The following is a 25976-nucleotide window of genomic DNA, read 5'->3' as shown; positions in this document are numbered from 1 at the left end:
TCCACGAAATGACGAGCAGGGTCAGACGATTGGCTTTCCGTACGGCGTGCGCGGTGGCAGGATGTCCAGCATGGACGCCGTCGACCGGGAAATTCTGGACATCTTGCGCGTCGACTCACGCACGTCCATCCGAGACGTCGCGTCACGGATCGGACTCAGCCGCGCGACGGCGTACGCGCGGGTGAAGCGGCTGATCGACACGAAGGTGATCCGGGGCTTCACCATCGACGTCGACCACGCCGCTCTCGGGCTCGGGCTGCCGGCGTACGTGCACGTACGGATCAAGCAGAACTCGTGGAAGTCGTTCCGCAAGAACGTGTGGGCGATGGAGGAGGCCGCGCACGTGGCGCTGGTCGCTGGTGACTTCGACTGCGTGATCCTGGTCCGCGCCCGCGACGCCGAGCACCTGCGCGAGCTGGTCCTCGAGCGGATCCAGGCGCTGCCCGAGGTGGTGGCGACCCAGACGGTGCTGGTGTTCGAGGAGCACGTCGGGCCGTCGTAGAGCCCAAGCTCGTCGAGTAGCCGAGCCGCCAGGCGAGGCGTATCGAGACGCCCGAGCGCTAACGTCCCACCCATGTTCGAACGCGCCTTCGTCTTCGGTGGATCCGAGGGGATCGGCCTGGCCGTCGCCACCCAGCTGGCGGCGGCGGGCACCCAGGTCGTCGTACTGTCCCGGTCTCAAGCCAAGATCGACTCGGCCCTCGCCCAGCTCGGCCCGGGTGCCATCGGTTGCTCCGTCGACGTCACGGACGCGAGTACGACGACCGCGACCGTGGACGCCCTGGTGGCCGAGGTCGGCGTACCGGACCTGGTGGTCACCACCGCCGGGTACGCCCGCCCGGGCTATCTCGACGAGCTGCCCGAGGCCGACATCGCCGGGATGGTGGCGACCAACCTCGTCGGAACGATCAACGTGGCGCGGGCGGTGTTGCCGCACCTGCGTGCCGCGGGGAGGGGCACGATCGTGACGACGTCGTCGATGGCCGGCCTGGCCGGCGTCTTCGGCTACACCGTCTACAGCGCGACGAAGTTCGGCGTGATCGGCTTCTCGGAGGCGCTGCGCCGTGAGGTGCGGCCGTACGGCATCGACGTCCGCGTGCTCTGCCCGCCGAACACCCTGACCCCGGGCTTCGACGAGGAGAACAAGCACAAGCCGGCCGAGGTGCTGGCCGCCGAGGAGAGCGTCGCGACCCTCACCCCCGAGCAGGTCGCCACCGCGTTGCTGCGGGCGTTGCGCCGTCGCCGCGGTTTCCTGGTCGTGCCGCGAGGCAGCCGGTTGGCGGCTGCTGCGATCCGGTACGCCCCGCCCGTCGTCGACCGCGCCCTCCGCCGCCCGACCCCGCCCAAGCTCGTCGAGTAGCTCCCAAGATCATCGAGTAACCCCCAAGATCATCGAGTAGCGGCGAGCGCCAGCGAGCCGCGTATCGAGATGCCCCGTCACACCGCGACGACGTCGACCAAGCCCTCGAGGCCGGTGAAGTCGGCAGGATTGCGGGTGTAGAGGCGAGCGCCGTGCGCGTGAGCAGTGGCTGCGATGAGGAGGTCCATCACCCGGCTCCTTGGTTTGCGCTCGGCCTCGACGACAGCCGCTGAGATGCGGCCGTAGCTGGCAGCGACTGCGTCGTCGACGGGAAGTGCGTCGAACCGCTGTTGGAGGATGCTGAGTCGCCTCAACCGCTCGGCCCGCACCTGGCTGGTCTTGGCCACCAGGACGCCGAAGTGGAGCTCGGCCAGTGTCACCGCGCTGATGGCGAGAACGCCGGGTATCGGCGAGACGCTTTCGTCGATGATCACGCTGGTGTCCAGGATCGCTCGCTCCACGGGCGTCTCGCTCGAGCTCATCGAGCTGCCCAGGGGTCGCGGATCTCCTCATCGACCAGAGCGCGATCGTGCTCCCAGTCCGGGTCGGTCGGGCCGCGGAACAGGTCCGCCACGTCTCCCCAGGCACGCCAGCGGGTTGGCCTCACCGGCACCAGGACCGCGCTGGGTCGCCCGGAAACGGAGATGGTGATTTCCTCGCCGGCCTCGACCCGGCGCACCAGCTCGGACGCATCCTGACGCAGTTCGCGCAGTCCCACGGTTGCCATGCCTCAAGGGTAGCACCTGTGCTACCCGGCGGTCAGCGCTTCCGGTCGTGCTTCCCGATGAACTCGTTGATGAACGCCCAGGTCGTCTCGGGCGCCTTCGTGCCGGTGAGTACGCCGAGGTGGCCGCCGGGTGCGGTGGGCATCCGGACGTCGGGGGAGTTGGGCACGAGGTCGCCGACGTGGTGGGCGACGGGCGGCGGGACGAGGACGTCGGTCGATCCGGCGACGTTCATCACGGGGACCTTGATGTCCGCGAGGTCGACCATCTTGTTCGGCCCCTGGACCTTGCCGGTGGCGAGCTCGTTGCGGATCGCCATCTTCTGGTAGACCTGAATGGTTGCCCGGCCGGGGTAGGTCAGCATGTTGTTCATCAGGGCGTCGATGGCCTGGATCTGGCCGAGGAACTCCCGGTCCTGTCGCTTGTTCCACAGCGTGCGCGGCTTCTTGAGGTACACCGGGATCGCGGTCGCCTTGAATCCGATGCTCACCAGCGGGGCCGGGACCGAGCCGGCAGCCTTGAGCGCCGTACCGACCAGTCGTCCGCCGGTCACCTTGCCGATCGCCCGGACCGGGCGGAGCATCGGCTGCTTGGACATGTCGAACGGGCTGGCGACCATCGAGAGGCTGCGGATCGGGAGGTCCGGGTGGATGGCGGTGGTGCCGATCGAGATCAGTCCGCCCATGCACCACCCGACGAGGTGCACGTCGCGCCCGCCGGCGTCCTCGGAGACCTTCCGGACAGCCTGGGGGAGTACGTCGTTGATGAAGTGCTCGATGCCGACCTTGCTGTCCGCGCCCTTCATGGGCCCGTAGTCGACGAGGTACGTCGGCCGCCCGCGGCCCACGAAGTCCTCGACCATCGACAGGCCGCGGCGCAGGTCGAAGCACGATGCCTGGGCGCCGAGCGGCGGCACGAGCAGCACGGGCAGACCCTTGGCGCGGACGCCCTTGACCTTGTCGTAGCGATGCAGCTCGAGGGTGCGCCCGGACGCGATGATCTCGGACGGCGTCCGGCTCAGGTCGGCGATGCCGCCCTTGACGAGGAAGTCCCACAGGTTGACGACGGAGTCCTTGGCAGCCACGCGGACAGTGTGGCGTACGTCGCATCCATTCGGAGGAAATCCCCGCCTGCGCGCCGTGATCCCGGAAATCGTGACCGATCTGGTCTAGACCAAAAGTAAAGATTCTGCTATTGCCCTGACGCGGTGTCGCGGGAGCCGTTTGATTGCTCCATCAGAGCTCGGGCCTGGTCCTTCTCCACCTCCCTCCCTTACTCCTAAGGACTTCGCATGCTCCGCACCCTTGACCGCCGTCGGAACGACAACGGCTTCACCCTCATCGAGCTTCTCATCGTGATCATCATCCTCGGCGTGCTCGCCGCGATTGTGGTGTTCTCCGTCCGCGGCATCACCGAAAACGGTGAGCAGGCGGCTTGCAAGACGGAGTTCCGCATCGTCGACACTGCCATTGAAGCCTTCTACGCCGAGAACGGCACGGAGCCCGCTAACACGGCTGCCCTCGTCTCGGGTGGCTTCTTGAAGTCCGAGCCCGACGAGTACGTCACCAGCATCGGTGGCACCCCGCCGGCCGCAATCGGCGCCGACTGCGACGCGCTCTGATCTGAGCTTGTTTTCAGGGAGGGCCGTCGCTTGGCGGCGGCCCTCCTTCAGCCGTCCGTGAGGGGAAATGATGTTCCACCATGTGCACCGCATCGGTGACCGGATCGACCAACTGCTCTCGGCATTGTGGGAAGTCCGCGGCACTGACCTCCTGCTCACGGTCGGTTTGCCGCCGATGCTGCGTGTCGACGGCACTTTGTCACCGGTTCCTGGCCAGTCCGCACTGACGGCCGAGGAGACCAACGCGCTTCTCGCTGAGGTGCTCACTCCCGAGCAACAGACGGCTTGGGAGTCCAAGCACGAGTTCGACTTCTCGTTCTCATGGCGTGAGCACGCCCGGATCCGTGGCAACGCGTTCACCCAGCGCGGCCTGACTGCCGTGGCGCTGCGGATGATCCCGCGCACCGTGCCCACTCCGGACGATCTCGGTCTCCCCCCGGCGCTCCGCGATCTCGCGATGAAGCACCAGGGCCTGATCCTGATGACCGGTCCGACCGGGTCGGGAAAGTCCACGACCCTCGCGTCGCTGATTGACCTGATCAACACCAATCGCGGCTGCCACATCATCACCGTCGAGGACCCTATTGAGTACGTCCACGACCACAAGATGGCCGCGGTCAATCAGCGCGAGGTCGGCACCGATACCGAGAGCTTCCCCAACGCTCTGCGTTCGGTCCTTCGTGAGGACCCGGACGTCCTGCTGGTCGGTGAGATGCGTGACCTTGAGTCCATCGCCTTTGCGCTGACCGTGGCGGAGACCGGACACCTCGTGTTCGCGACCCTGCACACCAACGACACCGCGCAGTCGGTCGGTCGCATGATCGACGTCTTCCAGGCCGAGCAGCAGGCCCAGATCAGGGTCCAGCTCGCTGCTGCCTTGAGCTGCGTCGTCTATCAGCGCCTGATCCCGAAGATCGGCGGCGGCATGACGGCCGCCTACGAGGTGCTGGTGGCGACTCCCGCGGTGCGCAACCTGATCAAGGAAGGCAAGACCCACCAGTTGCGCAACTCGCTGGTGACCGGCTCCCAGGACGGGATGATCACGCTCGAGCAGTCGCTCTCGCATCTGATCCAGGCCGGGATCGTGACCGAAGAGGACGCCATTGCGCGCAGCCTCTACCCCAAGGACATCGAGGCACGCCCGAGGTATTCCGTCGGCGCGGGCCGGTGAGGTGTAGTTCCGCATGCGCCTGAAGGGCAAGCACAGCAAGGTCGAGGCGCCGGTGTTGGTGCCTCGGTCCGACGAGGACGACGAACGGCTCGGGCGGATTCTCGTCGGCGCCGGTCGGGTCCAGCCGTACCAACTGGACGCCGCACGCGCGCAGGAAGGCGGCTCGCTCGCGACGAAGCTGGTCGACGGCGGACACATCACTGACGATGTGCTCGCGCGGACATTGGCTGAGCATCATCGTGTCGGTCTTGCCGACTTCCGTGACCTCGCGCCCGACAAGGACGCTGTTCTCCTGCTGACGCGTGATCAGGCCGTCACGCTGCAGGCGCTTCCAGTCGCCGCGGACGACGACGCCATTACGGTCGCCGTGGTAGATCCTGCGCCGGAGCGCATGGCCGCGGTATCGACTCTGCTGGGGCGTCCGGTCAAGGCCCTCGTTGCCACGCAGCGCGATCTCGACCGCAGCATCGATGCTGCGCACCGAGCGACACGCGAGGTCGGCAGCCAGATCCAGGCCTTCGAAGCCCGAGACAACCTGCGGCGCGAGGCCGCGAACCTGGAGATCGCCAGCGCCAACGAAGAAGCGCCGGTGGTCCGGGTGGTGCAGATGGTGATCACCCAGGCTCTCCGCGACCGTGCTTCCGACATCCACATCGAGCCGACCGGCGAGCGCGTCCGGGTGCGTTACCGCATCGACGGCGCTCTCACCGAGGTCCTGGACCTTCCCGGCTCCATCGGTCCGGCCATCGTCAGTCGCGTCAAGATCCTCGGCGGCATGAACATTGTCGAGCGGCGCCGTCCGCAGGACGGCCAGATCAGCATGGACGTCGAGGGCCGCGACGTGGACATCCGGGTGTCGACGACAGCTGTCGTCGGCGGCGAGAAGGTCGTCATGCGGGTGCTCGACAAGAGCCGTCCGCTCTTCGATCTCGCCCAACTCGGGATGCCACCCGATACTGCGGCTCGGTTCTCTGCATTGATCCACTCGCCCTACGGCATGGTGATCTGCGCCGGCCCGACCGGCGGCGGCAAGACCACCACGCTCTACGCGTCGCTGGGCGAACTGAACAGCCCGGACCGCAACCTGATGACGATCGAGGATCCGGTCGAGTACAAGTTCGACTCGATCAACCAGATCCAGATCAATGAGGCGGCGGGGATCACCTTCGCCGGCGGGTTGAAGTCCATCCTCCGGCAAGACCCGGACGTGATCCTGGTCGGCGAGATTCGTGACGTCGACACCGCGCGCATCGCCGTGCAGTCCGCCCTCACCGGCCACTTCGTGCTCTCGTCGCTGCACGCCACCGAGGCGGTCTCGGCGCTCTACCGCCTGCTCGACATGGGGATCGAGGCCTTCCTGATCGCCTCGTCGGTGACCGCCGTCGTGGCACAGCGCCTGGTCCGTCGCAGTTGTACGTCCTGTCTCGCGCCCTACCAGCCATCCCCGGATGAACTCGCCTTCCTCCAAGCCTTCGGAGGATCGGAGCCTATTGCCGGCTTCCAGCAGGGCACCGGCTGCCATTTCTGTGCGCAGACCGGCTATCTCGAGCGGATCGGTGTCTACGAGATGCTCGTGATCACCGACGAGGTCCGCGAGTTGATCATTGACAAGGCTCCTCACGACCAGATGCGCAAGTTGGCCCGGATGCAGGGCATGCGCACCTTGCAGGAACAAGCCGCCAACCTGGTCACCCTCGGCACCACCACTGCCGGTGAAGTCATGCGTTCGATCTACGTCGCGGGAGTCTGAACATGCCGAAGTTCGCCTATGTCGGAGTCGACCTCGACGGAGCCCGAGTCAAAGGCACGGAAAAGGCACCGAGTCGAGGAGACGCCGAGATCGCGCTCTATGAGCGGGAGTTGCGGGATCTCAAGGTCACCGAGAAGAAGAGTGTCTTGCAGTACGAGATCTCGGGGCCGCGGATCAAGCGTGAACAGGTCATGCACCTGTCCCGCCAGATCGCCGCGTTCCTGAAAGCCGGCCTGCCGATCCTTGACGCGGTCCACGCCATTGGTACCGAGAGCGACAACTCCTCGGTCCGCCGAATGATGAACGAGATCGAAGACGGGTTGCGGACTGGAGAGCGGTTCTCGGACACGCTCGAGCGCTATCCCAAGGTGTTCCCGGAGTTCTACCGTGGCATTGTCCGCTCCGCCGAGTTGACCGGCGAACTCGACACGGTGCTCGCGCGTCTCTCACGCTACATCGAGCGCGACCTCGAGGCCCGTCGCAAGATCAAGTCGGCCATGCTCTACCCCACGGTGGTGGCGGGAATGTCCGTCGTGACTGTGTTGGTGCTGGCGATCTATGTATTGCCGAAGTTCGAGGACTTCTTCAATGACTTGGACGCCGACCTGCCGCTGCCGACGCGGATGCTTCTCAACACGACCGAGTTCATGGGCAACTGGTGGTGGGCGATGCTCGGTGGCCTCGGAGCTGTGGCCCTTCTGTCGTTCATCGCGCTTCGCTTCGAGAAGGGCAAATACGCCCGCGATGCGCTTGTGCTCAAGGTGCCGGTGCTGGGCGAGACCATCCAATACGCGTTGGTCGAACGGTTCTGCCGCGTTCTGGCGTCGATGGTCGGTGCTGGCGTCAATCTGACCGAGGGCCTACGCGTCTCGACGGACTCGCTGCGCAACCGAGTTTTCATGAAGCGGCTCAACGAGGTCAACGAGGCCATGCTGGAAGGTCAGGGCATTGCCGGCCCGTTGGCACGCACCCAGTTGTTCCCCGGAACGGCTACCTCGATGCTGCGCGTCGGCGAGGAAACCGGCTCCATGGACACCCAGCTCGAGGTGACGGCGCAGTACTACGAGGACGAACTCGACTACAAGATCGCCAAGTTGACGGCCCTCATCGAGCCCATCGTCATCATCGTGATGGGTGGGATCGTCGGCTTCGTTGCGGTCGCACTTGTGTCCGCGATGTACGGCATCTTTGATCAGGTGGAACTCTGATGCATCCACGCCGTGACCTCCGCTCCGACGCTGGCGCAACGCTGGTGGAGATGCTGGTCGCGCTCGTCATCCTCGGCACTGCTGGTCTGGCCGTCATGGCCGGCCTGCAGTTGAGCATCAAGGCCTCAGATATTCACCGCAAGCAGAGCTCTGCGGGCGCTTTCGTGCGCAACTATGCCGAGAAGATCCAGGACTACGTCGAAGCGGCTGACAGCCACTACGACGCGTGCGGCGGTGGGGTCGATTACTCGCCTGCAACGGTCGGCTTCACGGTTCCAGCCGGCTACGACGCCACTGTCGACAGCGTCGTGCCACTGGCGGGTGATGGCGCCACGCTGGCCTGCGCGAGTGACGCCGGAGTCCAGCGAGTGAAGCTGATCGTCAACAGCGAGGGCACCCACAATCGCACCACCGAGGAACTCATTATCATCGTGCGCCGAAGCTGTGATCCGAGCGCGCCATGTTGAGGACAATGATCGGCAGGCTGCGGCGCGCTCGCCGAGACCCCTCGGGCTTCACCCTCATCGAACTGCTCATCACGGTCGTCATCATGGGCACCATCTCCGCCGGCATCGCAGGCGTTGTGATCAGCTACCTCAAGTTCTCGGTCGACACGCAGTCCCGGATGACCGAATCTCAGGACCTCCAGTTCGTGACGGCCTACTGGCAGCGCGATGTTGCGAGCATCGGTGTCCGCTCCAACGTGTACAACGACGATGAGGCCGTGCACTCCTTTGCGCTCGAGCAGTCGGTAGGTCTCAGCGCGTGCGCAGGGCCGTCCGGCTCGACACCCCTGGTGACCCTGGCGTGGAGCGAGTATTCGTCACTCGACTCGGATGCTTCCCCCACCACGATCAAGGTCACCTACGTCACGAAGCCTGATGGGACGCGGTTCGACCTGATCCGCGTCCGCTGCGGCACAAGCCCAACTACCGTCGAGGTTGCCGACAACCTCACGGCTACGCCAGTCATTACCTGCGCTGGTGCTGGAGGCTCCTCATGCACGGGTGCGGGAGTCAACGTGCCGGCGTCCGTCAGTCTCACCCTTTCGATCCTGGACGCCGAGGGCAACGGCACCACCAACTACACCGAGACCATCTCTGGTGAACGGAGACAGACATGATCGACCGACTGCGCAGCAGGCTTCGTCGAGGAGCACTCGACGATACCGGCGCGATTCTGGTGCTTGCGATCATCATTGTTACCGTGGTGGCCCTGGTCACCGGGTTGGTCCTGACGCGCGGCGATGGCAGCCTCCGGGCCACCATCAAACTGCGTGCGGTCGCCGGCACGACCTACGCGGCCGACGGCGCTGCCCAGGTGGTCTTGAACGGCTTGCGCACCGGCTACTGGGACACAGCCGACGACGCAGTTGGCACCGTGATTCCGACGAACTGGGTGTTCACCAACGAACCGGGTGACGGCTGTTTCGGCCAGAGCAAGGGCGGTTTCGTCACCGAGGACGACGACTTGCTGCTCAGCAGTTTCTACCCGGCGACGAAGTCCAGCGGAGATGCTCCGACGTCCGCATATGTCGAGTGTGTCCCTGAGGACGCGACGGGTGCTCAAGGCACGGTTCGGCACGTGAGCAACGCCAACAGCCCCGGCGACGCCATCATCACCTTGGGCAACAGCGGGGGAGAGAACGGCCTCTCCAACGCGAACAAGACACTGCGGGTCCGCGGCGGCATCCGGTCGAACTCCAACATCAGCGCTTCCGGTGCTATCGAGGTCAATGACGCGAATGTCCGTGCGCGTACAGGAACGTGTGACAACGTCACCGTCAGCGCCGGATACACGAAGTCCTGCCCGGCCGGCGGCGGCCCGTCGGACCCGAACTATCCGGCGGATATCTCGACCATCCCCGTGCTGCGGACGGTTCCGTCATGCACCGGCACCTACGTTGAACTTCAGCCTGGGTACTACGACGACGCCAAGGCTCTGACGGACCTCACCACCGGTTGCAACAAGATCGTCTGGTTCCGAACGGGCTCCTACTATTTCGATTTTCACAACAAGTCGTCGAACGGAGATCCCCTCTACGAGAACGGAATCACCGGGGCTGAGCGCGACAACATCTGGAAGATCGCTGGCACTCGGGTCATTGGCGGCGAACTGATTGGCGGTGGAACTCCGTCAGGGGCCACGACTATCCCCGGGGCATGCCAGAACCCGATCTCTGACGCTGGCGCCCAGGGTGTCCAGTTCATCTTTGGCGGCGACAGCCGACTTATGTTCGACACTGACTCGCTGGTGGAGCTCTGCGCCACCTACCGCAGCACGCGTCCGCCGATCGTGGTGTACGGAAACAAGACCGGGAGCAACCCGACTCTGACGACTCTGACCGGCTCGGCCGGCGGATTGACGACGTCCGGTACGCCGACCGTCACGGGGACGGGCTCGGATCCGGAGACCTTCGCTCTCAACCCGGAGACAGATCCTCGTCCGCTAGTGAGCCCGATTCCGCTGACGGCAGCGGCTCTCCAGAACGATGGCAACGGTATTGCCACGTGGAAGCGCGTCGGGCTGACGGGCACGGCCGGCAACGAGACACGCACCATCACCATGGGAGGCTTCGCGCCGCCGTCGACCATTGACAAGGGTGCAGTACTCAAGGCGGCTCGGTTGGTCGTTCGCCACAGGGCGGCTTCGGCCAGCACGACGGCATCGACAATTCGGATAACACCATCGGTGGCTGGCAGCACCACCCTGGGACCGTTCAACCTGACACGGCCGACGTCGTTGACCACGGAGACGATCGACCTCAAGACAGCGCAGACGACGGTGTACAACGCCCTCGCCAAGAGTATTCACGACAGGGGTTACACCGGCGCATCGATCGACTTCACTGCGACCGCGAACCGCAATCAGAGCGCCCAGTTGGACGCCATTCGGCTCGAACTGGAGTACTACGTGCCGCAGATGCGCGGCCCGGCGGCGATCTCGACGAACTGCACGACGACCGTTGGTGGTTGCGCGGCGATCGACTCAGCGACCAATGGCAAGGGCGAGCCGTACCTTCAGGGGACCACCTATGTTCCTCTCGGCAAGGTCTATCTCAACGTCGCCAACACCAATGCCCAAGTCTTCCGGTGGGGAATCATCGCGAGGGCCCTGCACATCGACCTCAACGGTGCGTTCAAGTTCACGGGCGCAGTCATTGAGTTGCCGGACAACTCGCCTGGGCTGGGGCTCAACGGAACGCTGGTGCAGTTCAATGTCTATGTGTGCCCCAACTCTCCGACGTGTAGTGCGACCGGCAAACTCGCGCTGAAGGTGCGGGCACAGGTCTGGGACAGAGATGCTGATGCCAGTACCACCAACGACCGTGAGGTCACCATCATGAGCTGGAGTCACCAGCGCTGAGCGAGCAGGAACTTCTCTCGGTGGTCGTCCCGATCTTCGCAGGCCTGCTCGGGCTCGCCATCGGGTCGTTCCTCAACGTCGTCGCGCACCGCGTGCCGGCGGGGGAGTCGATCGTCAGCCCGCCGTCGGCGTGCCCGAAGTGCAAGGCGCCCATCCGCAACCGGCACAACCTGCCGGTGGTCGGGTGGCTGATGCTGCGCGGGAAGTGCTTCGACTGCGGGGAGCCGATCAGTGCGCGGTACCCGCTCGTCGAGGCCGGTACGGGCCTGGCGTTCGTGCTCGTGGCGCTGCGGCTCGGGACCGACGAGCAGGGACTGCGGTTGCTGCCGGCGTACCTCACCTTCGTGGCCATCGGGATCGCGCTCGCGCTCATCGACCTGGACGTCCAGCGCCTGCCGGACAAGATCGTCCTGCCGTCGTACGTCGTCCTGGCGGGCCTGTTGGTCATCGGCTGGGACGGGGGAGCGCTGCTGCGCGCCACCGAAGGTGCGGCGATCCTCTTCGCGTTCTTCTTCATCGTCTGGCTGATCGCGCCCGGGGGGATGGGCTTCGGCGACGTGAAGCTGTCCGGGATCGTCGGCGGGATGACCGCGTACCTGACGTGGGGGACTTTCCTCGTCGGTGCGTTCATGGGGTTCCTGCTCGGCGCGGTCGCCGGGGTGATGCTGATGGCCGGCGGCAGGGCCGGGCGCAAGAGCGCGGTGCCGTTCGGGCCGTTCATGATCCTGGGTGCGTTCGCGGCGATCCTGGGAGCCGGGAATCTCGGGGACTTCTACCTGGACGCGATCGGGTTCTAGGCGTCTCGATACGCCGCTCGTTCCTCGCGGCTACTCGACGACCTTGGGCGAGGTTTCGAGGCTCGCTTCGCTCGCACCTCAACCACCGGACCGGGTCGGGACCAGCGGAAGTGGGGGATCGAATTCGCGCACGCCGGGTGATGCAATGGTTCCCAACAGGCCGTGGTGGGCCGTAACCCGTGCAGTGTCCCCTGCATGACCCGACCCACCACGGCCTGACTTGGTGTACGGCCACCAAGTCTGTCGCTTATCGAGCCCGATGCGAACGAAACTTCGGTCAAGTTTCCTGGACTTGATGGTTCCCTTGCCGTTCGAACGGGTGTACGATTGACCGCAGGTCACGACGTTGATGCCTCGTACGGGGATGAGGCGCCCTGGCCAGTTCCGCAGATCGGTGAGTAATAGCGTCCGTAGGGATGCCTCCGGCGGGACGACACGTGATTCGACCGTGCTCGTCCGCAGGAGAGACCGCCATGACCGCAAGCATCGCCACGGGTGTCCACCCGATCGTCGCGTGCACCCAGACGGTCTCGGACGCGATCAAGGACGTCGCCGATGTCCAGCCGGTCTTCATGTCGACCGACGACAAGAAGGCCGCACTGGTGGGGATCGCGGCTGGCGAAGCTGCTCTGGCAGAGCTCAAGATGCGAGTGCTCGCGACAGCAGACGACGTCGCCGAAGAGGCGGGTGCGCGCGACGCCGCGGCATGGTTCTCCCAGGCGACGAAAGCAGACTCGAAGGCGGCATGCGCCGACCTGCATCTGGCGAAGGCGTTGGAGAAGCGGCCGCTGGTCGCTGCCGGAATGCGGGAGGGCCGGGTGTCTCAGGCGCAGGCTCGCGCGATCGTGGCCGGCATCGACGCGCTGCCCAAGGAGCTCGGGCCGGAGGTGCTTGCCTCGGCCGAGCAGACCCTGGTCGGGTACGCCGCCGACTTCCGGCCGCGCGAGCTGCGCAGGCTCGCGCGACACGTCCTGGACGTCGTCGCGCCCGAGATCGCTGAGGAAGAGGCGGGCAGGCAGCTCGAGGCCGAGGAGCAGCGGGCGCGGGAGAAGGCGTCGCTGAAGTTCAGGGACCTCGGGGACGGGCGGACGCGGGTGTGGGGGACGCTGCCGACCGCGTGGGCTGAACGACTCAAGGCGTACCTGCAGGCGTACACGTCGCCGCGGCGCGGGTCTCGAGACGGTTGCAGCGCAACCTCCTCGACCGACGGCTCGACGAACGTGGCGGGCTCGCGGTCCGCGTCGACCAACGAGGGGGAGCGGGTGCCGCAGCACAGGGCGTATGCGCTGGCCCTTGCCGCGCTGCTGGAGCTCCTCGACCCGGACCGCCTTCCCGAGCACGGCGGTGACGCAACCACCGTGCTCGTCACCATGACCAAGGAGCAGTTGCTGGCTGAGCTCGCGGCAGCCGGAGTACTGACAGGCGACACCGAGATCTCCGCCGAAGAGGCTCGCCGGCTGGCCTGCCAGGCCGCGATCATCCCCGTTGTCCTGGGCGGAAAGGGTGAGGTCCTCGACCTGGGCCGCTCCCGACGCCTGTTCTCCAAGGCCCAGCGCAAGGCCCTTCGACTCCGCGACAAGCGCTGCCGTGCGGAAGGTTGCGACATCCCGGCCGCATGGACGGAGGCCCACCACCTCAAACCCTGGTCAGAGGGCGGAAGGACGGACCTCGACGACGGGATCTGTCTCTGCAGTCACCACCATCACCGGATCCATGACCGGGGGTACTCGCACGAGTTGTTGGCGAACGGGGATGTCAGGTTCTACCGACGGCGATAGGAGTCGGGGCGTCTCGATACGCCGCTCGTTCCTCGCGGCTACTCGACGAACTTGGGGCCTGGTGCAGCGCCACCTAGGGTGAGGCCGCCATGACGAACGCCCTCGCTGCCCCGCCCGAAGCGTCCGTCCGGGCGGCGCTGCGCTCCCCGCGCCTGCTGCGCACCGAGGTGCTGGCCGGCCTCGTCGTCGCGCTCGCGCTGATCCCCGAAGCCATCTCGTTCTCGATCATCGCCGGGGTCGACCCGCGGATCGGGCTGTTCGCGTCGTTCACGATGGCCGTCGCCATCTCGTTCCTCGGCGGACGGCCGGCGATGATCTCCGCCGCCACCGGGGCCGTGGCGCTGGTCATCGCGCCGGTGATGCGCGACCACGGCTACGACTACCTGATCGCGACCGTGCTGCTCGGCGGGTTGATCCAGGTCGCGCTCGCCCTCGCCGGTGCGGCCCGCCTGATGCGGTTCATCCCGCGCTCGGTGATGGTCGGGTTCGTCAACGCCCTCGCGATCCTGATCTTCGAGGCGCAGGTCGACCACCTCGTCGACGTACCGTGGCTGGTCTATCCGATGATCGCCGTCGGCATCGCGATCATCGTGGGGTTCCCGCGCATCAACCACGTGATTCCCGCGCCGCTGGTGGCGATCGTGGCGCTCACCGCGTTCGTGGTCATCGGCGCCATCGACGTGCCCGACGTGGGCGACGAGGGCCAGCTGCCCGACAGCCTGCCGACCTGGTTCCTGCCCGACGTGCCGTTCACGCTCGACACGCTGCAGGTCATCGCGCCGTACGCGCTGGCGATGGCCGTCGTCGGACTGCTCGAGTCACTGCTCACCGCCAAGCTCGTCGACGACATCACCGACACGCACTCCGACAAGACCCGCGAAGCCCTCGGCCAGGGCGGCGCCAACCTGATCACCGGGTTCTTCGGGGGCATGGGCGGCTGCGCGATGATCGGGCAGACGATGATCAACGTGAAGGTCTCCGGTGCGCGGACCCGGATCTCGACCTTCCTCGCCGGTGTGTTCCTGCTGATCCTGGTCGTCGGCTTCGGCGACGTCGTCGCGATCATGCCGATGGCCGCACTCGTCGCCGTGATGGTCATGGTCTCCGTCGGGACCTTCGACTGGCACTCCATCCGGCCGGCGACGCTGCGCCGGATGCCGAAGTCCGAGACGACCGTCATGGTCTCCACCGTCGTGGTCACCGTGGCCACCCACAACCTCGCGATCGGCGTGGGGGTCGGGGTGCTCGTCGCGATGACGCTCTTCGCACGCAGGGTTGCGCACCTGACCACGACGCAGCGCGAGCTCGTCGAGGACGAGCACGGACCGACGGCGATCTACCGCGTCAGTGGCGAGCTCTTCTTCGCTTCCAGCAACGACCTCTTCACGCAGTTCGACTACGCGGGGGATCCCGACCGTGTGGTCATCGACCTCGCCGACGCGCACATCTGGGACGCCTCGACCGTCGCCTCGCTCGACGCGATCACGACGAAGTACGAGCGCAAGGGCAAGGTCGTCACGATCACGGGGCTCAACGCGGCCAGCGCGGAGCGGCACGAACGGTTGTCGGGTGAGCTGCCGTCGCCCTGATCAGCGCGCAGAGAAGCAGACCAGGCAGGACGACGGGTCGTGCTGGATGTTGCTGTCGTGCAGGCGGTCGCTGCGGTTGAGGAAGTCGTCGAGCGCACGCTCGGAAGCGGCGATCTCGAGGATGACCTCTTCGAGCTCGGGGGAGAGGCGCGGGCCGGTCGGGGCCACCAACGGGCTCTGATCCAGAACGGTTTCAGACGCGACTGCGCTCATCGTTGCTCCCCCAGTTGTGCCCGAGTCCTCGTTTGGCCAGGGCCCTGACCCTCCGTCGGGGCCCTGTTCTCCGAATATCCATGACGGGCGTCACAGGCGCAATGGGACAGGGCAAGGTCCGGCCGAAAGCGGGACAAGGTCCCATCACAATTGACTAGCGACCGGTGGCTACCGACGAGCGACTACTGCAGGGCGGCAGTCAGGCGCATGACGTTGTCGACGTACCGCGTCCGACGCGGCCGGAGGTCCCACTCCGAGAGCGTGAGCTCCTTCGACAGCGCACGGTAGCCGTCCTGGACCTCGCGCAGCCGGGCAACCACGGCCGGGTCGGGGAGCATCAGCGAGACCTCGTAGTTGAGGCCGAACGAGCGCATGTCCATGTTGCTCGAACCGATCACGGCCACGTTGTCGTCGATCGTGAAGTGCTTCGCGTGCAGGACGTACGGCGCCGGGTACCGGTGGATCCGGACGCCGGCCCTGAGCAGCTCGCGGTAGTACGACGCCTGGGCGTGCCCGACCATGAACTGGTCGGCGACCTCGCTGACGAAGAGCTCCACGTCGACGCCGCGTTCGGCGGCTGTGGTGACGGCGTACAGCAACGACTCGTCGGGGACGAAGTACGGCGACGTCAGCGAGACCCGCTCCGTGGCGGCGTAGATCAGCGTGGTGAACATCCGCAGGTTGTTCTCGGCCCGGACGCCCGGGCCGCTCGGCACCACCTGGCAGGGCACGTCGAGCACCTCGTCGGGCCGTACGTCGGGCGCGCCGTGGACGGCGACCAGCTCCACCGGCTCGCCCGTCTCGACGTACCAGTCGGTCGCGAAGATGCTGTTCAGGCCGCCGACCACCGGGCCCTCGAGGCGCACCATCAGCTCCACCCACGCGCGGCCGAGCTTCAGGTTCTTCGGCTTGTTGTAACAAGGCTCGGTGAGGTTCAGCGAACCCGTGAACCCGACGCTGCCGTCGACCACGAGGATCTTGCGGTGGTTGCGCAGGTCGGGACGGCGGAACCGGCCCTGGAGCGGCTTGATCGGCAGCATCGGGTGCCAGTCGATGTCGGTCCTGCGGAGCCGGCGCAGCATCTGCCGGTAGCCGGGTATGCCGCGCGAGCCGAGGTGGTCGAACAGCAGGCGTACGTCGACCCCGCGGCCGGTCGCGCGGATCATCGACTGGAAGAGCGGGTCGGTCACGTCGTCCCACGCGGTGATGTAGAACTCCACGTGCACGTGGCTCCGTGCCCGGTCGACCTCCGCGGCCATCTCGAGGATGACGCCGGGATAGTCGTCCCACAGCTGCACCTCGTTGCCGCCGGTCAGGGGGAGCGCCCCCAGTCGGTGGTTGAGGGACGCGACCCGGGCGATCGGGGCGGACAGCCGGTTGGTGTCGAACGTCATCGGGAGCCGGTCGGTGCGCTCCCGGATGGCGTCCATCGCCTCGCGCTGGCGCCCGACCCGGCGGTTGCCCAGCCGGGTGCGGCCGAACAGCAGGAAGACAAGGAACCCGACGATCGGCTCCACCATGATCAGCAGCAGCCAGGCCATGCCGGTCGACGGCTTGCGGTTGCCGGGGATGACACCGAGCGCGACGAGGCGGAGCACGACCTCCACGCCGAGGAAGATCCAGCCGAGGGTCGACGTCGGGTCGGGCCAGGTCATGGCTGCACCCTAGGAGACCCGGAGGCCCCGTCAGCGGAAGGCGCAGCCTGACTGCACGCCGAACCTGCGCAGCACCAGGGCTGCCGGGCAGAAGCCGGTGATGCTCGACTGGAAAAGGTTGGCTCCCACGAAGGCGGTGAGCAGCAGCCACCAGGTCGAGACGAGGGTGGCCAGGGCGATGCTGACCAGGACGAGTGTTCCGGCAAGGGCGAGGACTGCGCGGTCGATGTTCATCGTGCCCCGCTCTCGCCGGAGAGCACGTCAGCGAACTCGCAGAACGCGTCGTAGGCGCGGGCGCCGTGGATGGTCGCGGGACCACCGTGCATCAGGAAGGTCACACCGATCGCCTCGGCGGCCTCCTGCTTCGTGGCGCCGGCTCGCGCGGCGGCCTGGCCGTGGGAGGCGACGCAACCGTCGCAGCCCTCCACGACGCCGATCGCCAGCGCGATCAGCTCCTTGGTCTTCTTGTCCAGGGCGCCGTCGGCGAAGGCCGCCTTCGACAGCTCTCCGAAGCCCCGGTAGACGTCGGGGATCGCGCGGCGCAGGTTGCGGTGCAGCGGGGAGAGGTCGTCGAGGACGACCCTGCCGTGGGGCGAGGCCTGCTGGGTGGTCTCGATGGTCTCGGTGGTCATGGTGTTGTCCTCTCGGTCGGTCATTCGTGGGCGAAGGTGATGGTGGGCAGGACTCGCTGCAACCAGGCCGGCGTTGCCCACGCCGCCGTACCGGTCAGGCGCAGCAGCACGGGGAGCAGGACGAGGCGAACCAGGAAGGCGTCCAGCAGGACCGCGACGCCGAGGATGACGCCCATCTCCTTGGGCGGCAGCGGGCCGGACAGGGCGAAGGTGAAGAAGACCGCGACCATCACGCCGCCGGCCGCGAAGATCACCCGACCCGAGTGGGCCACGGCGCCGACCATCGCTTCCTTCGGATCGCCGGACTTCTCCCAGTGCTCCTTTGCCGAGGCGAGGAGGAACACGGTGTAGTCCATCGCGATCGCGAAGATCATCGCGAAGAAGAACACCGGAGCCCACGCGTCCAGGAAGCCCTGCGGCTCGAACCCGAGGAGCCCGGACCCGTGGCCGTCCTGGAAGACCAGCCGGGCCACGCCGAAGGCAGCGGCGGTGGACAGCAGGCTGGCCAGCGTGCCGAGCAGCGAGATCAGCGGCGCCTGCAGCGCGAACAGCAGCAGGAGGAAGCCCAGGACGAGGACAACGCCGATCACCAGCGGCGTGGACCGGTCCAGCTGCGTGGTGAGGTCGATGTTCTCGGCCGCTGCACCGCCCACGAGGGCGGAGGACGGCAAGTCAGATCGCAGCCGGTCGAGGATGTCGGGCAGGGCGGGGTCCGAGGGGTCCACGGTCGGAACCGCCTGGATCAGCTGGCGCCCTGAGCCGTCGGCGGCGGGCTGGGCGGGCATGACGGCTTCGACACCGGGATCGGCGGCGATCACCTCCGTGGCGCTCGCGACATCAGCGTCGGGCACCACGACCTGCAGCATGCCCGGCGCACCGGGGCCGAAGGCCTCCTTGACCTGCTCGTAGCCGATGCGCGCACTGGCGTCGTCCGGGAGGACCTTGATCGACGGCATGCCGGTCTGCAGGCCGAGGATCGGTGTGGCCAGCAACACGAGGACCGCAGTGGAGCCGATGCCCCACGCCCACGGGCGCCGCCACAGGTGCTCGCCCCAGCGGGCGAAGAGGGGGGAGCGGTGCTCGCCGACCCGTGCCCAGGGCAGGGCGAACCGGTTGATCCGTTGGTCGAGCTTGAAGAGCACGAGGGGCAGCAGGGTCAGCGTTGCGGCCAGCACGAAGACGACGGAGATCATGATGCCGCCGGCCATGGAGCGGAAGGACGGTGACGGCACGAGCATCACGGCCGAGAGCGAGACGAGGACGGTCACGCCGGACAGCAGCACGGCCTTGCCGGCGGTGTCCATGGTCTCCGCGATCGCCCGCTGCGGGGAGCCGTGGCGGCCCATCCGGGCAGCGCGGTAGCGCACGACGAGGAACAAGGCGTAGTCGATCCCGAGGGCAAGGGCGAACATCATTGCGAAGTTCATCGCCCAGATCGACACGGGCACGAACTCGTTGATCAGGACCAGTGAGCCCGCAGAGGCGACCAGTCCGGCCAGCGTGAGCAGGAGGGGGAGGCCGGCGGCGACCAGGGCGCCGAAGGCCAGCACAAGGATCGCCAGTGTCACGGGCCACGAGTACAGCTCCGAGGTCAGCATCGCCTCGAGGTTGGCCTCGTTGAAGTCCGACCACAGCAGGGATGAGCCGGTCGGGTTCACCTGGACGGAGTCGGTCGAGACGGCCTGGAGCTCCTCCTTCAGCTCGGTCGCGACCCGGACCATCTCATTGGTGTCGACGCCGGCGCCGGCGAGGACGACTCCCGTGTGCTGGTCACCGGACATGCTGATGCCGGGCATGGGTGCGATCACCTCGGCCAACCGCGGCTCGTCCTCGAGGATGCGGGCCACCTCGGCGAGGACCCGTGGTCCGTCGCCCTCGGTGAGTGGGCCGTCGGAGCTGTGCACGACGACCTGGATCGCGTGGCTCGCCGCGCCGCCGAAGTGCTCCTGGACCAGGTCGCGCGTGGCGACGGACTCCGAGCCGTTCGCCTGCCAACCGGCGCCCGAGAGGTTCTTCTCGACCGAAGGAGCGAAGATCCCCAGGCCGATCACCACGACGATCCAGCCGATGCCGACCACCCTGCGGTGCCCGGTCACCCAGACACCGAGGCGGCCGAGCGGGCCGGGTCGCCAGGTCGACGTCGCGGCGGCGGTGGGCTCGTGCGTTGTCTGCGCCACGGTGGCGCCCCCTTTCCTTTAACCCCCCGGGGGGATACGATTGGCACCAGCATAACCCCCCGGGGGGATAAGTCAAACGAGGAGAGGAACCCCATGAGCACCATCGACTTCACCCTGAGCGCCACCGTCGCGACGTCGTACGACGCCACCGTGGCGCGGGTGCGGGAGCTGCTCGGCGACGCCGGATTCGGCGTCCTCACCGAGATCGACCTGCGGGCGACACTGCTCGCCAAGCTGGGGGTGGAGGTGCCCGCGCAGGTCATCCTCGGTGCCTGCCGCCCACAGCTGGCACATCGTGCGCTCCAGGCCGACCCGCGAATCGCCACGCTGTTGCCCTGCAACGTCGTGGTCACCGAGATCGACCCCCAGCACAGCCGGGTCGAGGTCTTCGACCCCGCCTTCATGGCGACGATCGCGCCGGACCCCGAGCTGGGCGTGGTGGCGGCTGATGCCCGCGCCCGGCTGACCGGGATGATGGACGCACTGACCACCGACGCAGGAGAGCGCCATGCAGCTGGAGCCTGAGGAGATCAAGGCGATCATCACGCGCCTGAAACGCGCGAACGGCCACCTGGCCTCGGTGATCCGGATGCTCGAGGAGGGCGCCGACTGCGAGGCAGCGCTGCTCCAGCTCGCCGCCGTGAACAAGGCGATCAGCCGCGGCGGTTACGCCCTCGTGTCCACAGGACTGCAGAAGTGCCTCGCGGAGGGCGGCCCGGAGAGCGTCGACGCCAAGAAGCTGGAGAAGGTCTTCCTGGCGCTCGCCTGAACCCTTGGCCGAACCGGTCGCTCAGAGGTCCAGGAGCGTCTCGCGTACGGCGCGCGTCGCGACCAGGTTCCACAGGCGCGACTGCCGCAGCAGGTAGTGGCCCACCGGACCCATGTCGACGAAGGTCGCTTCCTTCGTGACGACGCCGGCTCGCTCGACGTACCGGATGGTCGCCTTGGCGGAGGTGATCCGGTCGCTCCGGCCGTGCGCGGCGTGCAGCACCTTGCCGGCCAGCGCGTCGACCGGCTCGTCCTTCGGGAACCACGGGGCCAGGGCGACCACCCCACGCACCGACGGGTCGTCGGCCACGGCGACGGCCGTGCGGGCGCCCATCGAGTGACCCACGATCACGACCGGGAGGTCGTGCAGGCGCCGGATCTCGTCGAGCGCCCACCGTGCGTCCGGCACCGGGTCCGGCAGCGCGCCGGGCCGGGCGTTCCAGCCCTTGACCCGGTAGCGCAGCATCATCAGGCCGATCCCGTCCGCCTTCAACGCGGGAGCGAGGTGGCGGGTGAGCACGCGGCCGCGGCGCCACGAGAGGCTGCGCGCGTCCACCGGCGCCGTGCCCGTCTCGGCCCCGCCGTGCAGGACCAGCGCGATGGCGCGCGGTTCCTTCGGCAGACGGATGTCGGTGAACGCTGGCGCGTCGGTCATGTGCGTTGCCCTCGGATCAGTTGGTACGCCGCCAGCGCCTCGTTGCGCTGGACGGCATGGTCGACCATCGGCTCGGGATAGCCCGGGGGTGGTTCGGAGCGCCAGGGGCGGTGGATTGCCGGAGTCGGGAGTTCGGCGAGCTCGGGCACCCAGCGGCGGATGTAGTCGCCCTCCGGGTCGAACTTCTCGCCCTGGGTGATCGGGTTGAAGATCCGGAAGTACGGCGCCGCGTCGGTGCCGCACCCGGCCACCCACTGCCAGTTGTGCTGGTTGCTCGCGACGTCGCCGTCCACGAGGTGCGCCATGAAGTGGGCCGCGCCGTGCTGCCACTCGACCTGCAGGTCCTTGACCAGGAACGACGCCACGATCATCCGCACCCTGTTGTGCATCCACCCCTCGGCCAGCAGCTGCCGCATCCCCGCGTCGACGATGGGGAAGCCGGTCTCGCCCGCGGCCCAGGCCTCGAGGCGGCGCCGCAGCTCCCTGCCGGTGACGTAAGGCAGGTCCTTGAGCTCGGGGCGGAAGTAGTCGCGGGCCGACTCCGGCCACGCGTGCAGCACCGACGCGTAGAACTCCCGCCACGCCAGCTCCTTGCGGAACACCGCGTCGTGGGGGTTGCGTGCGTCCAGGTCCGCCAGCAGGGTGCGGGGGTGGATGGCGCCCCAGCGCAGGGCGGTCGACAGGCGCGAGGTCTCGTCCAGGTCCGGGCGGTCGCGGATGTCGTCGTACGGCGTGCCGACGAAGTCGCGCCAGCGCTGCAGGGCCGGTCCTTCTCCGGCCTCCGGCAGCGCGATCCCGGTCGTGGCCGCGGGGATCTCCTCGCCCGGGGCGCCGACCCAGTCGACGGCGGCCGGATCGGAGTCGGCCGGAGCGCGCCAGCCGTGCTCGACCCAGGCGCGGTGGAACGGTGTGAACACGCGGTACGGCTGGCCGGCGCCGGTGGTGAGGCGGCCGGGCGCGACGGCGTACGGCGAACCGGTCCGGACCAGCGGCACGTCGAGGGACTCCTCGACCTGCTGGTCCCGGCGGGCGCCGTACGGGCCGAAGTCGGCGCTGACGTGGACCTCCCGGGCGCCCGTCTCCCGGACCAGGTCGGCGAGCACGGTGGCGGGTCGCCCCGTGCGTACGACGAGGCCGGGGCCATGGCGGCGCAGGTTGGCGTCGAGGGCGCTGAGCGAGGCGTGCAGGAACGCTGTCCGGACGGGGCCGGCGGAGCCCAGCAGCACCTCGTCCAGGACGAAGACCGGCAGCACCGGCCCGGTCTCCGCGGCCGCCAGCAGGGCCGGGTGATCGCCGAGGCGCAGGTCCCGGCGGAACCACAGGATCGTCGGCGTCACCGTCTCATCGTGGCACGGCGACCCCGAGGGAGTGCAGCCGTCAGATCAGGCTGGACGTCAGCCCGCCGTCGAGGGTGAACGCCGTGCCGGTCACCCAGGTCTGCTCGGCGTCGGCGAGGAACGCCACCGCCCGCGCGACGTCGTCGGGTGCGCCGAAGCGGCCCTGCTTGGCCTCGATCACCTGGCCGAACGCGCCGGCCTCGAGGCCGAGGTGACGTTCGAACTCGGGCGCCGCGTCGGACACCAGGTCGGTACCGATGAAGCCGGGCAGGACGGCGTTGACCCGCACCCCGTGGGGGCGCAACTCCATCGCGGCCGTCTTGGTCAGGTTGATGACGGCGGCCTTGGCGGCAGCGTAGGACGCGATGAGCGGGGTGCCGGTGGTGCCGCTCACGGAGGCGAGGTTGACGATCGATCCGCCGCCCGAGGCGATGATCGCCGGAGCTGCCCAGCGCAGTGACAGGAAGACGCCGTCGAGGTTGACCGACGTCACCTGCCGCCAGGTGGCCAGGTCGGTCTCGAGGATCGGGGACACGATGCCGATGCCGGCGTTGGGCACCATCAGGTCGAGGCGGCCGTGATGGGCGACGGTGTCCGCCACCAGGGCCTTCACCTGGTCCTCGTCACGGACGTCGCAGGGCACGGCGATCGCGCCGTCCAGCTCCTTGGCGGCCACCTCGGCGTCACTGGCGTTGATGTCGGAGACCACCACGCGGTAGCCGCGTCCGGTGAGCTCGCGGGCGATGCTGAGGCCGATGCCCTTCGCGGATCCGGTGACGATGGCGACGGGTGCAGTCATGGCGTTCACTCCTGGGGTGGTCGGATGGTCCGACCCGCACGCTAGGTACTGACGCGACGCGCCGGACCGGTTCGCCGCACCAGAGTCCGGCCGCGGCTTTGGCTGCTCGGGACAACACGACGTGCCGCCACGGCTCCGGTGATCGCGCCGACCATGACGGCGGTCAGCATGGTCTGCGCGATCTGTCGCACGTCGCGGCCCTGCTCGAACGGCAGCAGCAGCGGGAGCACCAGCGCGTAGGCGAGGAGGGCGGCGAAGATCCCGTGCAGTGCGGGGATCCCGGCCCGCTGGCTGTGTCGTGCCGCGATCGCGAAGGAGACCACCGCGACGCCGCCCAGCCACACAGCGGCGGCCAGGGTGGAGACCAGGGTCAGCATCGGGGCGAGGAAGCCGCCGATGAGCAGGATGCTGAACCCCGTCGACGCGCCACGAACCGCGCTGGGGAAGTCGATCCGGGCCACGGGCGCGGGCACGGGCGCGTTCTTTCGTGAGGTCTCCGGCATGTCCTCGACGCTAGGTCAGGACGTCCGGGACGGCCTTGCCAGCAGTCCACAAAGCGTGCCGGGCTTTTTGTCAGCGGTGACCATGTCACCCGTCACACGTCGCTGAGAGGTTGAGCACGACTTCAACCGAGGCAGGCGGTGAACCATTCATGGGGAATGCGACACGCAGGACTGCACCCGCTCCAGGGACTCTCGCAGCCGGTGTCACCGAGCTGGGCGAGATGACCCGGCTCGGGGGCTCCGTCATCTGGATGGCGGTCCGCGGACCGTGGGACTACTGGCGCGACACCGTCGACCAGATGTTCCAGATCCTCAAGCAGTGCTGGATCCCGATGGCCGTGTCGTGCACGTTCTTCGGGCTCGGCGCCCCCGGACTGCAGGGCGGCAACATCTACGCCCTGTTCGGGATGCCCGAGCGACTGGGCTCCTTCTTCATCATGGCCAGCATCCGTGAGTTCGCCCCGTGGGTGAACGCGATGGTCGTCGCCGGCGTCGTCGGCTCGGCGATCACCGCCGACCTCGGCGCCCGCCGGATCCGTGACGAGATCGACGCGATGGAGGTGCTCGGCGTCGACCCGATCCGGGCGCTGGCGCTGCCGCGCATCGTCGCGGTCACGATCATCACCGGCCTGCTGGACATCATCGCGCTCTGCTTCGGCCTCCTCGGCGGGTTCATCGCCGCCGTACCGATCCTCGGTGCGAACCCGTGGGCGTTCTACAACAGCCTGTTCGCCAACCTGACCACACCGGACATCTGGGGCAGCGTCGTCAAGACCACCCTGTTCGGCCTGATCATCGGCGTCGTCTGCTGCTACAAGGGCATGTACGCCAAGGGTGGGGCGATCGGCGTGGGCCGTGCTGTCAACCAGGCGGTGGTCATCGCGTTCGCCCTGATCTGGGTCGTGAACGTCGTCTTCACCAACATCCTGCTCGGGCTCAACCCCGACATCCAGGTCTTCAAGTAGGGCGCCCGCGATGACGACGACTCCCGAGCGCCCGCGCGCTGACCGCCCCAGCGCCCCGACGCCGCAGGACAGCGAGATCTCGCTGTCGAGCGCCGCTGCCTCGGTGCGTGCGGCACTCACGACCGGTGGCGAGATCCTCCGCTTCTCCTGGCAGGTGACGCGCAGCCTTCCCGAGGTGCGCGCCCACTGGACCGAGGTGGTCCGCCAGGCCGCGATCCTCGTGTTGTCGAGCGCGCTGATCATCTGGGCCATGCAGTTCGTCATGGGGACGATGTGCGGGACCGAGGCGATCTACACGCTCAAGCAGGTCGGGGCACCGATCTACTCCGGCATCTTCAACGCCTGGTGCGCGGTCCGCGAGCTGGTGCCCTACATGTGGGGCTACATCCTCGCCGCCAAGATCGGCTGTGGCCTGGTCGCGGAGATCGGCTCGATGCGGATCGCCGAGGAGGTGGACGCCCTCGAGGTGATGGGGGTCGACTCGCGCAGCTATCTCGTCGGTACCCGCGTCGTGGCGGCCTGGCTGTCCATGCCGTTCCTGTACGCCGTCAGCCTGGGGATGATGTCGCTCGGCGAGATCCTGGTGACCGTCTACTACGTCGGTGGCGTCTCGCCCGGGGGCCACATGTACATCTTCTGGCTCTACCAGAACCCGCTCGACTTCCTCTTCTCCATGGTCAAGGGGATGACCATGGGGACAGCCATCGTGTTCGTGGCCTGTTACTACGGCTACACGGTGCGCGGGGGATCGGTCGAGGTCGGCAAGAACACCGCCAGATCCATGGTCCTGAACATGGTGCTGATCCACATGATCGGCGCCCTCGGGACCCAGCTCTTCTGGGGCCTCTCACCGAATGCACCCATCGGCAACTAGCGCACGCTCCCGTCCGCACCTCCCGCAGAGGAA

General features: G+C 67.6%; 28 protein-coding genes. 16 read left to right on the top strand and 12 right to left on the bottom strand.

Annotation, left to right across the window (positions count from 1 at the left end):
* Positions 1-70: 70 nt before the first annotated feature.
* Positions 71-502, top strand: coding sequence for an Lrp/AsnC family transcriptional regulator (locus ASD84_RS02965; protein ID WP_056706513.1), 432 nt, complete (start codon positions 71-73; stop codon positions 500-502).
* A 72-nt stretch (positions 503-574) separates the two neighbouring features.
* Positions 575-1360 carry an SDR family NAD(P)-dependent oxidoreductase gene (locus ASD84_RS02960; RefSeq protein ID WP_056706512.1) on the top strand — a complete coding sequence of 262 codons (786 nt, stop codon included), beginning with the start codon at positions 575-577 and terminating at the stop codon, positions 1358-1360.
* A gap of 77 nt (positions 1361-1437) precedes the next feature.
* On the opposite strand, the gene ASD84_RS02955 is transcribed toward ASD84_RS02960, so the two are convergent.
* The 3 genes from ASD84_RS02955 to ASD84_RS02945 are packed head-to-tail and all read right to left on the bottom strand — an operon-like array spanning position 1438 to position 3169.
* On the bottom strand, positions 1438-1842 hold the full coding sequence (locus ASD84_RS02955; RefSeq protein ID WP_200954388.1) for a type II toxin-antitoxin system VapC family toxin: 405 nt from the start codon (positions 1840-1842) through the stop codon (positions 1438-1440).
* A complete protein-coding gene (locus ASD84_RS02950) occupies positions 1839-2087 on the bottom strand; it encodes a type II toxin-antitoxin system Phd/YefM family antitoxin (RefSeq protein WP_056706510.1) in 249 nt (82 codons plus the stop codon). The genes ASD84_RS02955 and ASD84_RS02950 overlap by 4 nt, the downstream gene beginning before the upstream one ends.
* Positions 2088-2119: 32 nt before the next feature.
* Complete coding sequence (locus ASD84_RS02945; RefSeq protein ID WP_056706508.1) at positions 2120-3169, bottom strand: alpha/beta fold hydrolase; 1050 nt, start codon at positions 3167-3169, stop codon at positions 2120-2122.
* A 207-nt stretch (positions 3170-3376) separates the two neighbouring features.
* Here ASD84_RS02945 and ASD84_RS02940 point away from each other — a divergent pair, with 207 nt between their 5' ends.
* The 10 genes from ASD84_RS02940 to ASD84_RS02895 all read left to right on the top strand — a co-directional run bounded on the left by ASD84_RS02940 (position 3377) and on the right by ASD84_RS02895 (position 15365).
* Positions 3377-3706, top strand: a complete 330-nt coding sequence (locus ASD84_RS02940; RefSeq protein WP_056706506.1) for a prepilin-type N-terminal cleavage/methylation domain-containing protein — start codon at positions 3377-3379, stop codon at positions 3704-3706.
* Between the two features lie 67 nt (positions 3707-3773).
* Entirely contained in the window at positions 3774-4877 is a 1104-nt protein-coding gene (locus ASD84_RS02935; RefSeq protein WP_235530950.1) for a type IV pilus twitching motility protein PilT, read from the top strand.
* Between the two features lie 13 nt (positions 4878-4890).
* The gene (locus ASD84_RS02930) at positions 4891-6627 is read left to right on the top strand and encodes a GspE/PulE family protein (RefSeq protein WP_082573119.1); all 1737 of its coding nucleotides are present in this window, start codon (positions 4891-4893) and stop codon (positions 6625-6627) included.
* Positions 6628-6629: 2 nt separating this feature from the next.
* Positions 6630-7835: a type II secretion system F family protein gene (locus ASD84_RS02925; RefSeq protein WP_056706503.1), complete on the top strand. Its 1206-nt coding sequence runs from the start codon at positions 6630-6632 to the stop codon at positions 7833-7835.
* On the top strand, positions 7835-8302 hold the full coding sequence (locus ASD84_RS02920; protein WP_056706501.1) for a prepilin-type N-terminal cleavage/methylation domain-containing protein: 468 nt from the start codon (positions 7835-7837) through the stop codon (positions 8300-8302). Before ASD84_RS02925 ends, ASD84_RS02920 begins: the two co-directional genes overlap by 1 nt.
* Positions 8303-8307: 5 nt before the next feature.
* Positions 8308-8958, top strand: a complete 651-nt coding sequence (locus ASD84_RS02915; protein ID WP_056706500.1) for a prepilin-type N-terminal cleavage/methylation domain-containing protein — start codon at positions 8308-8310, stop codon at positions 8956-8958.
* Positions 8955-11201 (top strand): hypothetical protein, encoded by a 2247-nt coding sequence (locus ASD84_RS02910; RefSeq protein ID WP_056706497.1) that lies wholly within the window; start codon positions 8955-8957, stop codon positions 11199-11201. Before ASD84_RS02915 ends, ASD84_RS02910 begins: the two co-directional genes overlap by 4 nt.
* A gap of 20 nt (positions 11202-11221) precedes the next feature.
* Positions 11222-11998, top strand: coding sequence for a prepilin peptidase (locus ASD84_RS02905; RefSeq protein WP_056706496.1), 777 nt, complete (start codon positions 11222-11224; stop codon positions 11996-11998).
* A gap of 473 nt (positions 11999-12471) precedes the next feature.
* Positions 12472-13776 carry an HNH endonuclease signature motif containing protein gene (locus ASD84_RS02900; RefSeq protein ID WP_056706494.1) on the top strand — a complete coding sequence of 435 codons (1305 nt, stop codon included), beginning with the start codon at positions 12472-12474 and terminating at the stop codon, positions 13774-13776.
* An 89-nt stretch (positions 13777-13865) separates the two neighbouring features.
* The gene (locus ASD84_RS02895; protein WP_056706491.1) at positions 13866-15365 is read left to right on the top strand and encodes a SulP family inorganic anion transporter; all 1500 of its coding nucleotides are present in this window, start codon (positions 13866-13868) and stop codon (positions 15363-15365) included.
* Here ASD84_RS02895 and ASD84_RS24965 read toward each other — a convergent pair whose 3' ends face one another.
* The 5 genes from ASD84_RS24965 to ASD84_RS02875 all read right to left on the bottom strand — a co-directional run bounded on the left by ASD84_RS24965 (position 15366) and on the right by ASD84_RS02875 (position 20042).
* The gene (locus ASD84_RS24965; RefSeq protein ID WP_156391546.1) at positions 15366-15578 is read right to left on the bottom strand and encodes a hypothetical protein; all 213 of its coding nucleotides are present in this window, start codon (positions 15576-15578) and stop codon (positions 15366-15368) included.
* A 182-nt stretch (positions 15579-15760) separates the two neighbouring features.
* Positions 15761-17233 carry a cardiolipin synthase gene (gene cls, locus ASD84_RS02890; protein WP_056706489.1) on the bottom strand — a complete coding sequence of 491 codons (1473 nt, stop codon included), beginning with the start codon at positions 17231-17233 and terminating at the stop codon, positions 15761-15763.
* 30 nt (positions 17234-17263) lie between these two features.
* Positions 17264-17467 carry a DUF2892 domain-containing protein gene (locus ASD84_RS02885; protein WP_056706487.1) on the bottom strand — a complete coding sequence of 68 codons (204 nt, stop codon included), beginning with the start codon at positions 17465-17467 and terminating at the stop codon, positions 17264-17266.
* Entirely contained in the window at positions 17464-17865 is a 402-nt protein-coding gene (locus tag ASD84_RS02880) for a carboxymuconolactone decarboxylase family protein (RefSeq protein ID WP_056710571.1), read from the bottom strand. The genes ASD84_RS02885 and ASD84_RS02880 overlap by 4 nt, the downstream gene beginning before the upstream one ends.
* Positions 17866-17885: 20 nt before the next feature.
* Positions 17886-20042, bottom strand: coding sequence for an MMPL family transporter (locus ASD84_RS02875; RefSeq protein ID WP_056706484.1), 2157 nt, complete (start codon positions 20040-20042; stop codon positions 17886-17888).
* A 93-nt stretch (positions 20043-20135) separates the two neighbouring features.
* Between ASD84_RS02875 and ASD84_RS02870 the strand changes: the two genes are divergently transcribed.
* Together ASD84_RS02870 and ASD84_RS02865 are read left to right on the top strand one after the other, a co-directional pair.
* Positions 20136-20567 carry a DUF302 domain-containing protein gene (locus ASD84_RS02870; protein WP_056706482.1) on the top strand — a complete coding sequence of 144 codons (432 nt, stop codon included), beginning with the start codon at positions 20136-20138 and terminating at the stop codon, positions 20565-20567.
* Positions 20551-20811 carry a metal-sensitive transcriptional regulator gene (locus ASD84_RS02865; RefSeq protein ID WP_056706480.1) on the top strand — a complete coding sequence of 87 codons (261 nt, stop codon included), beginning with the start codon at positions 20551-20553 and terminating at the stop codon, positions 20809-20811. Before ASD84_RS02870 ends, ASD84_RS02865 begins: the two co-directional genes overlap by 17 nt.
* Positions 20812-20832: 21 nt before the next feature.
* Here the strand turns inward: ASD84_RS02865 and ASD84_RS02860 are convergent, their stop codons facing one another.
* Genes ASD84_RS02860 through ASD84_RS02845 form a run of 4 tightly spaced genes read right to left on the bottom strand, consistent with a single transcriptional unit; the run spans position 20833 to position 24104 of the window.
* Positions 20833-21465: an alpha/beta hydrolase gene (locus tag ASD84_RS02860; protein ID WP_056706478.1), complete on the bottom strand. Its 633-nt coding sequence runs from the start codon at positions 21463-21465 to the stop codon at positions 20833-20835.
* A complete protein-coding gene (locus tag ASD84_RS02855; RefSeq protein WP_056706476.1) occupies positions 21462-22802 on the bottom strand; it encodes a cryptochrome/photolyase family protein in 1341 nt (446 codons plus the stop codon). Before ASD84_RS02855 ends, ASD84_RS02860 begins: the two co-directional genes overlap by 4 nt.
* Before the next feature lie 40 nt (positions 22803-22842).
* Positions 22843-23601, bottom strand: coding sequence for a glucose 1-dehydrogenase (locus tag ASD84_RS02850; RefSeq protein ID WP_056706474.1), 759 nt, complete (start codon positions 23599-23601; stop codon positions 22843-22845).
* A gap of 41 nt (positions 23602-23642) precedes the next feature.
* Positions 23643-24104, bottom strand: coding sequence for a hypothetical protein (locus ASD84_RS02845; RefSeq protein WP_056706472.1), 462 nt, complete (start codon positions 24102-24104; stop codon positions 23643-23645).
* Positions 24105-24325: 221 nt separating this feature from the next.
* Between ASD84_RS02845 and ASD84_RS02840 the strand changes: the two genes are divergently transcribed.
* Positions 24326-25069, top strand: a complete 744-nt coding sequence (locus tag ASD84_RS02840; protein ID WP_056706470.1) for an MlaE family ABC transporter permease — start codon at positions 24326-24328, stop codon at positions 25067-25069.
* Positions 25070-25079: 10 nt separating this feature from the next.
* The gene (locus ASD84_RS02835) at positions 25080-25943 is read left to right on the top strand and encodes an ABC transporter permease (RefSeq protein WP_056706468.1); all 864 of its coding nucleotides are present in this window, start codon (positions 25080-25082) and stop codon (positions 25941-25943) included.
* The last annotated feature ends 33 nt before the right edge of the window (positions 25944-25976 follow it).

Origin of the sequence: Nocardioides sp. Root682 (genome assembly GCF_001427795.1) — a bacterium.
Lineage (GTDB): Bacteria > Actinomycetota > Actinomycetes > Propionibacteriales > Nocardioidaceae > Nocardioides.
The sequence above is the reverse complement of the archived record's forward strand: the minus strand, read 5'-3'. Positions and strand labels throughout refer to the sequence as shown.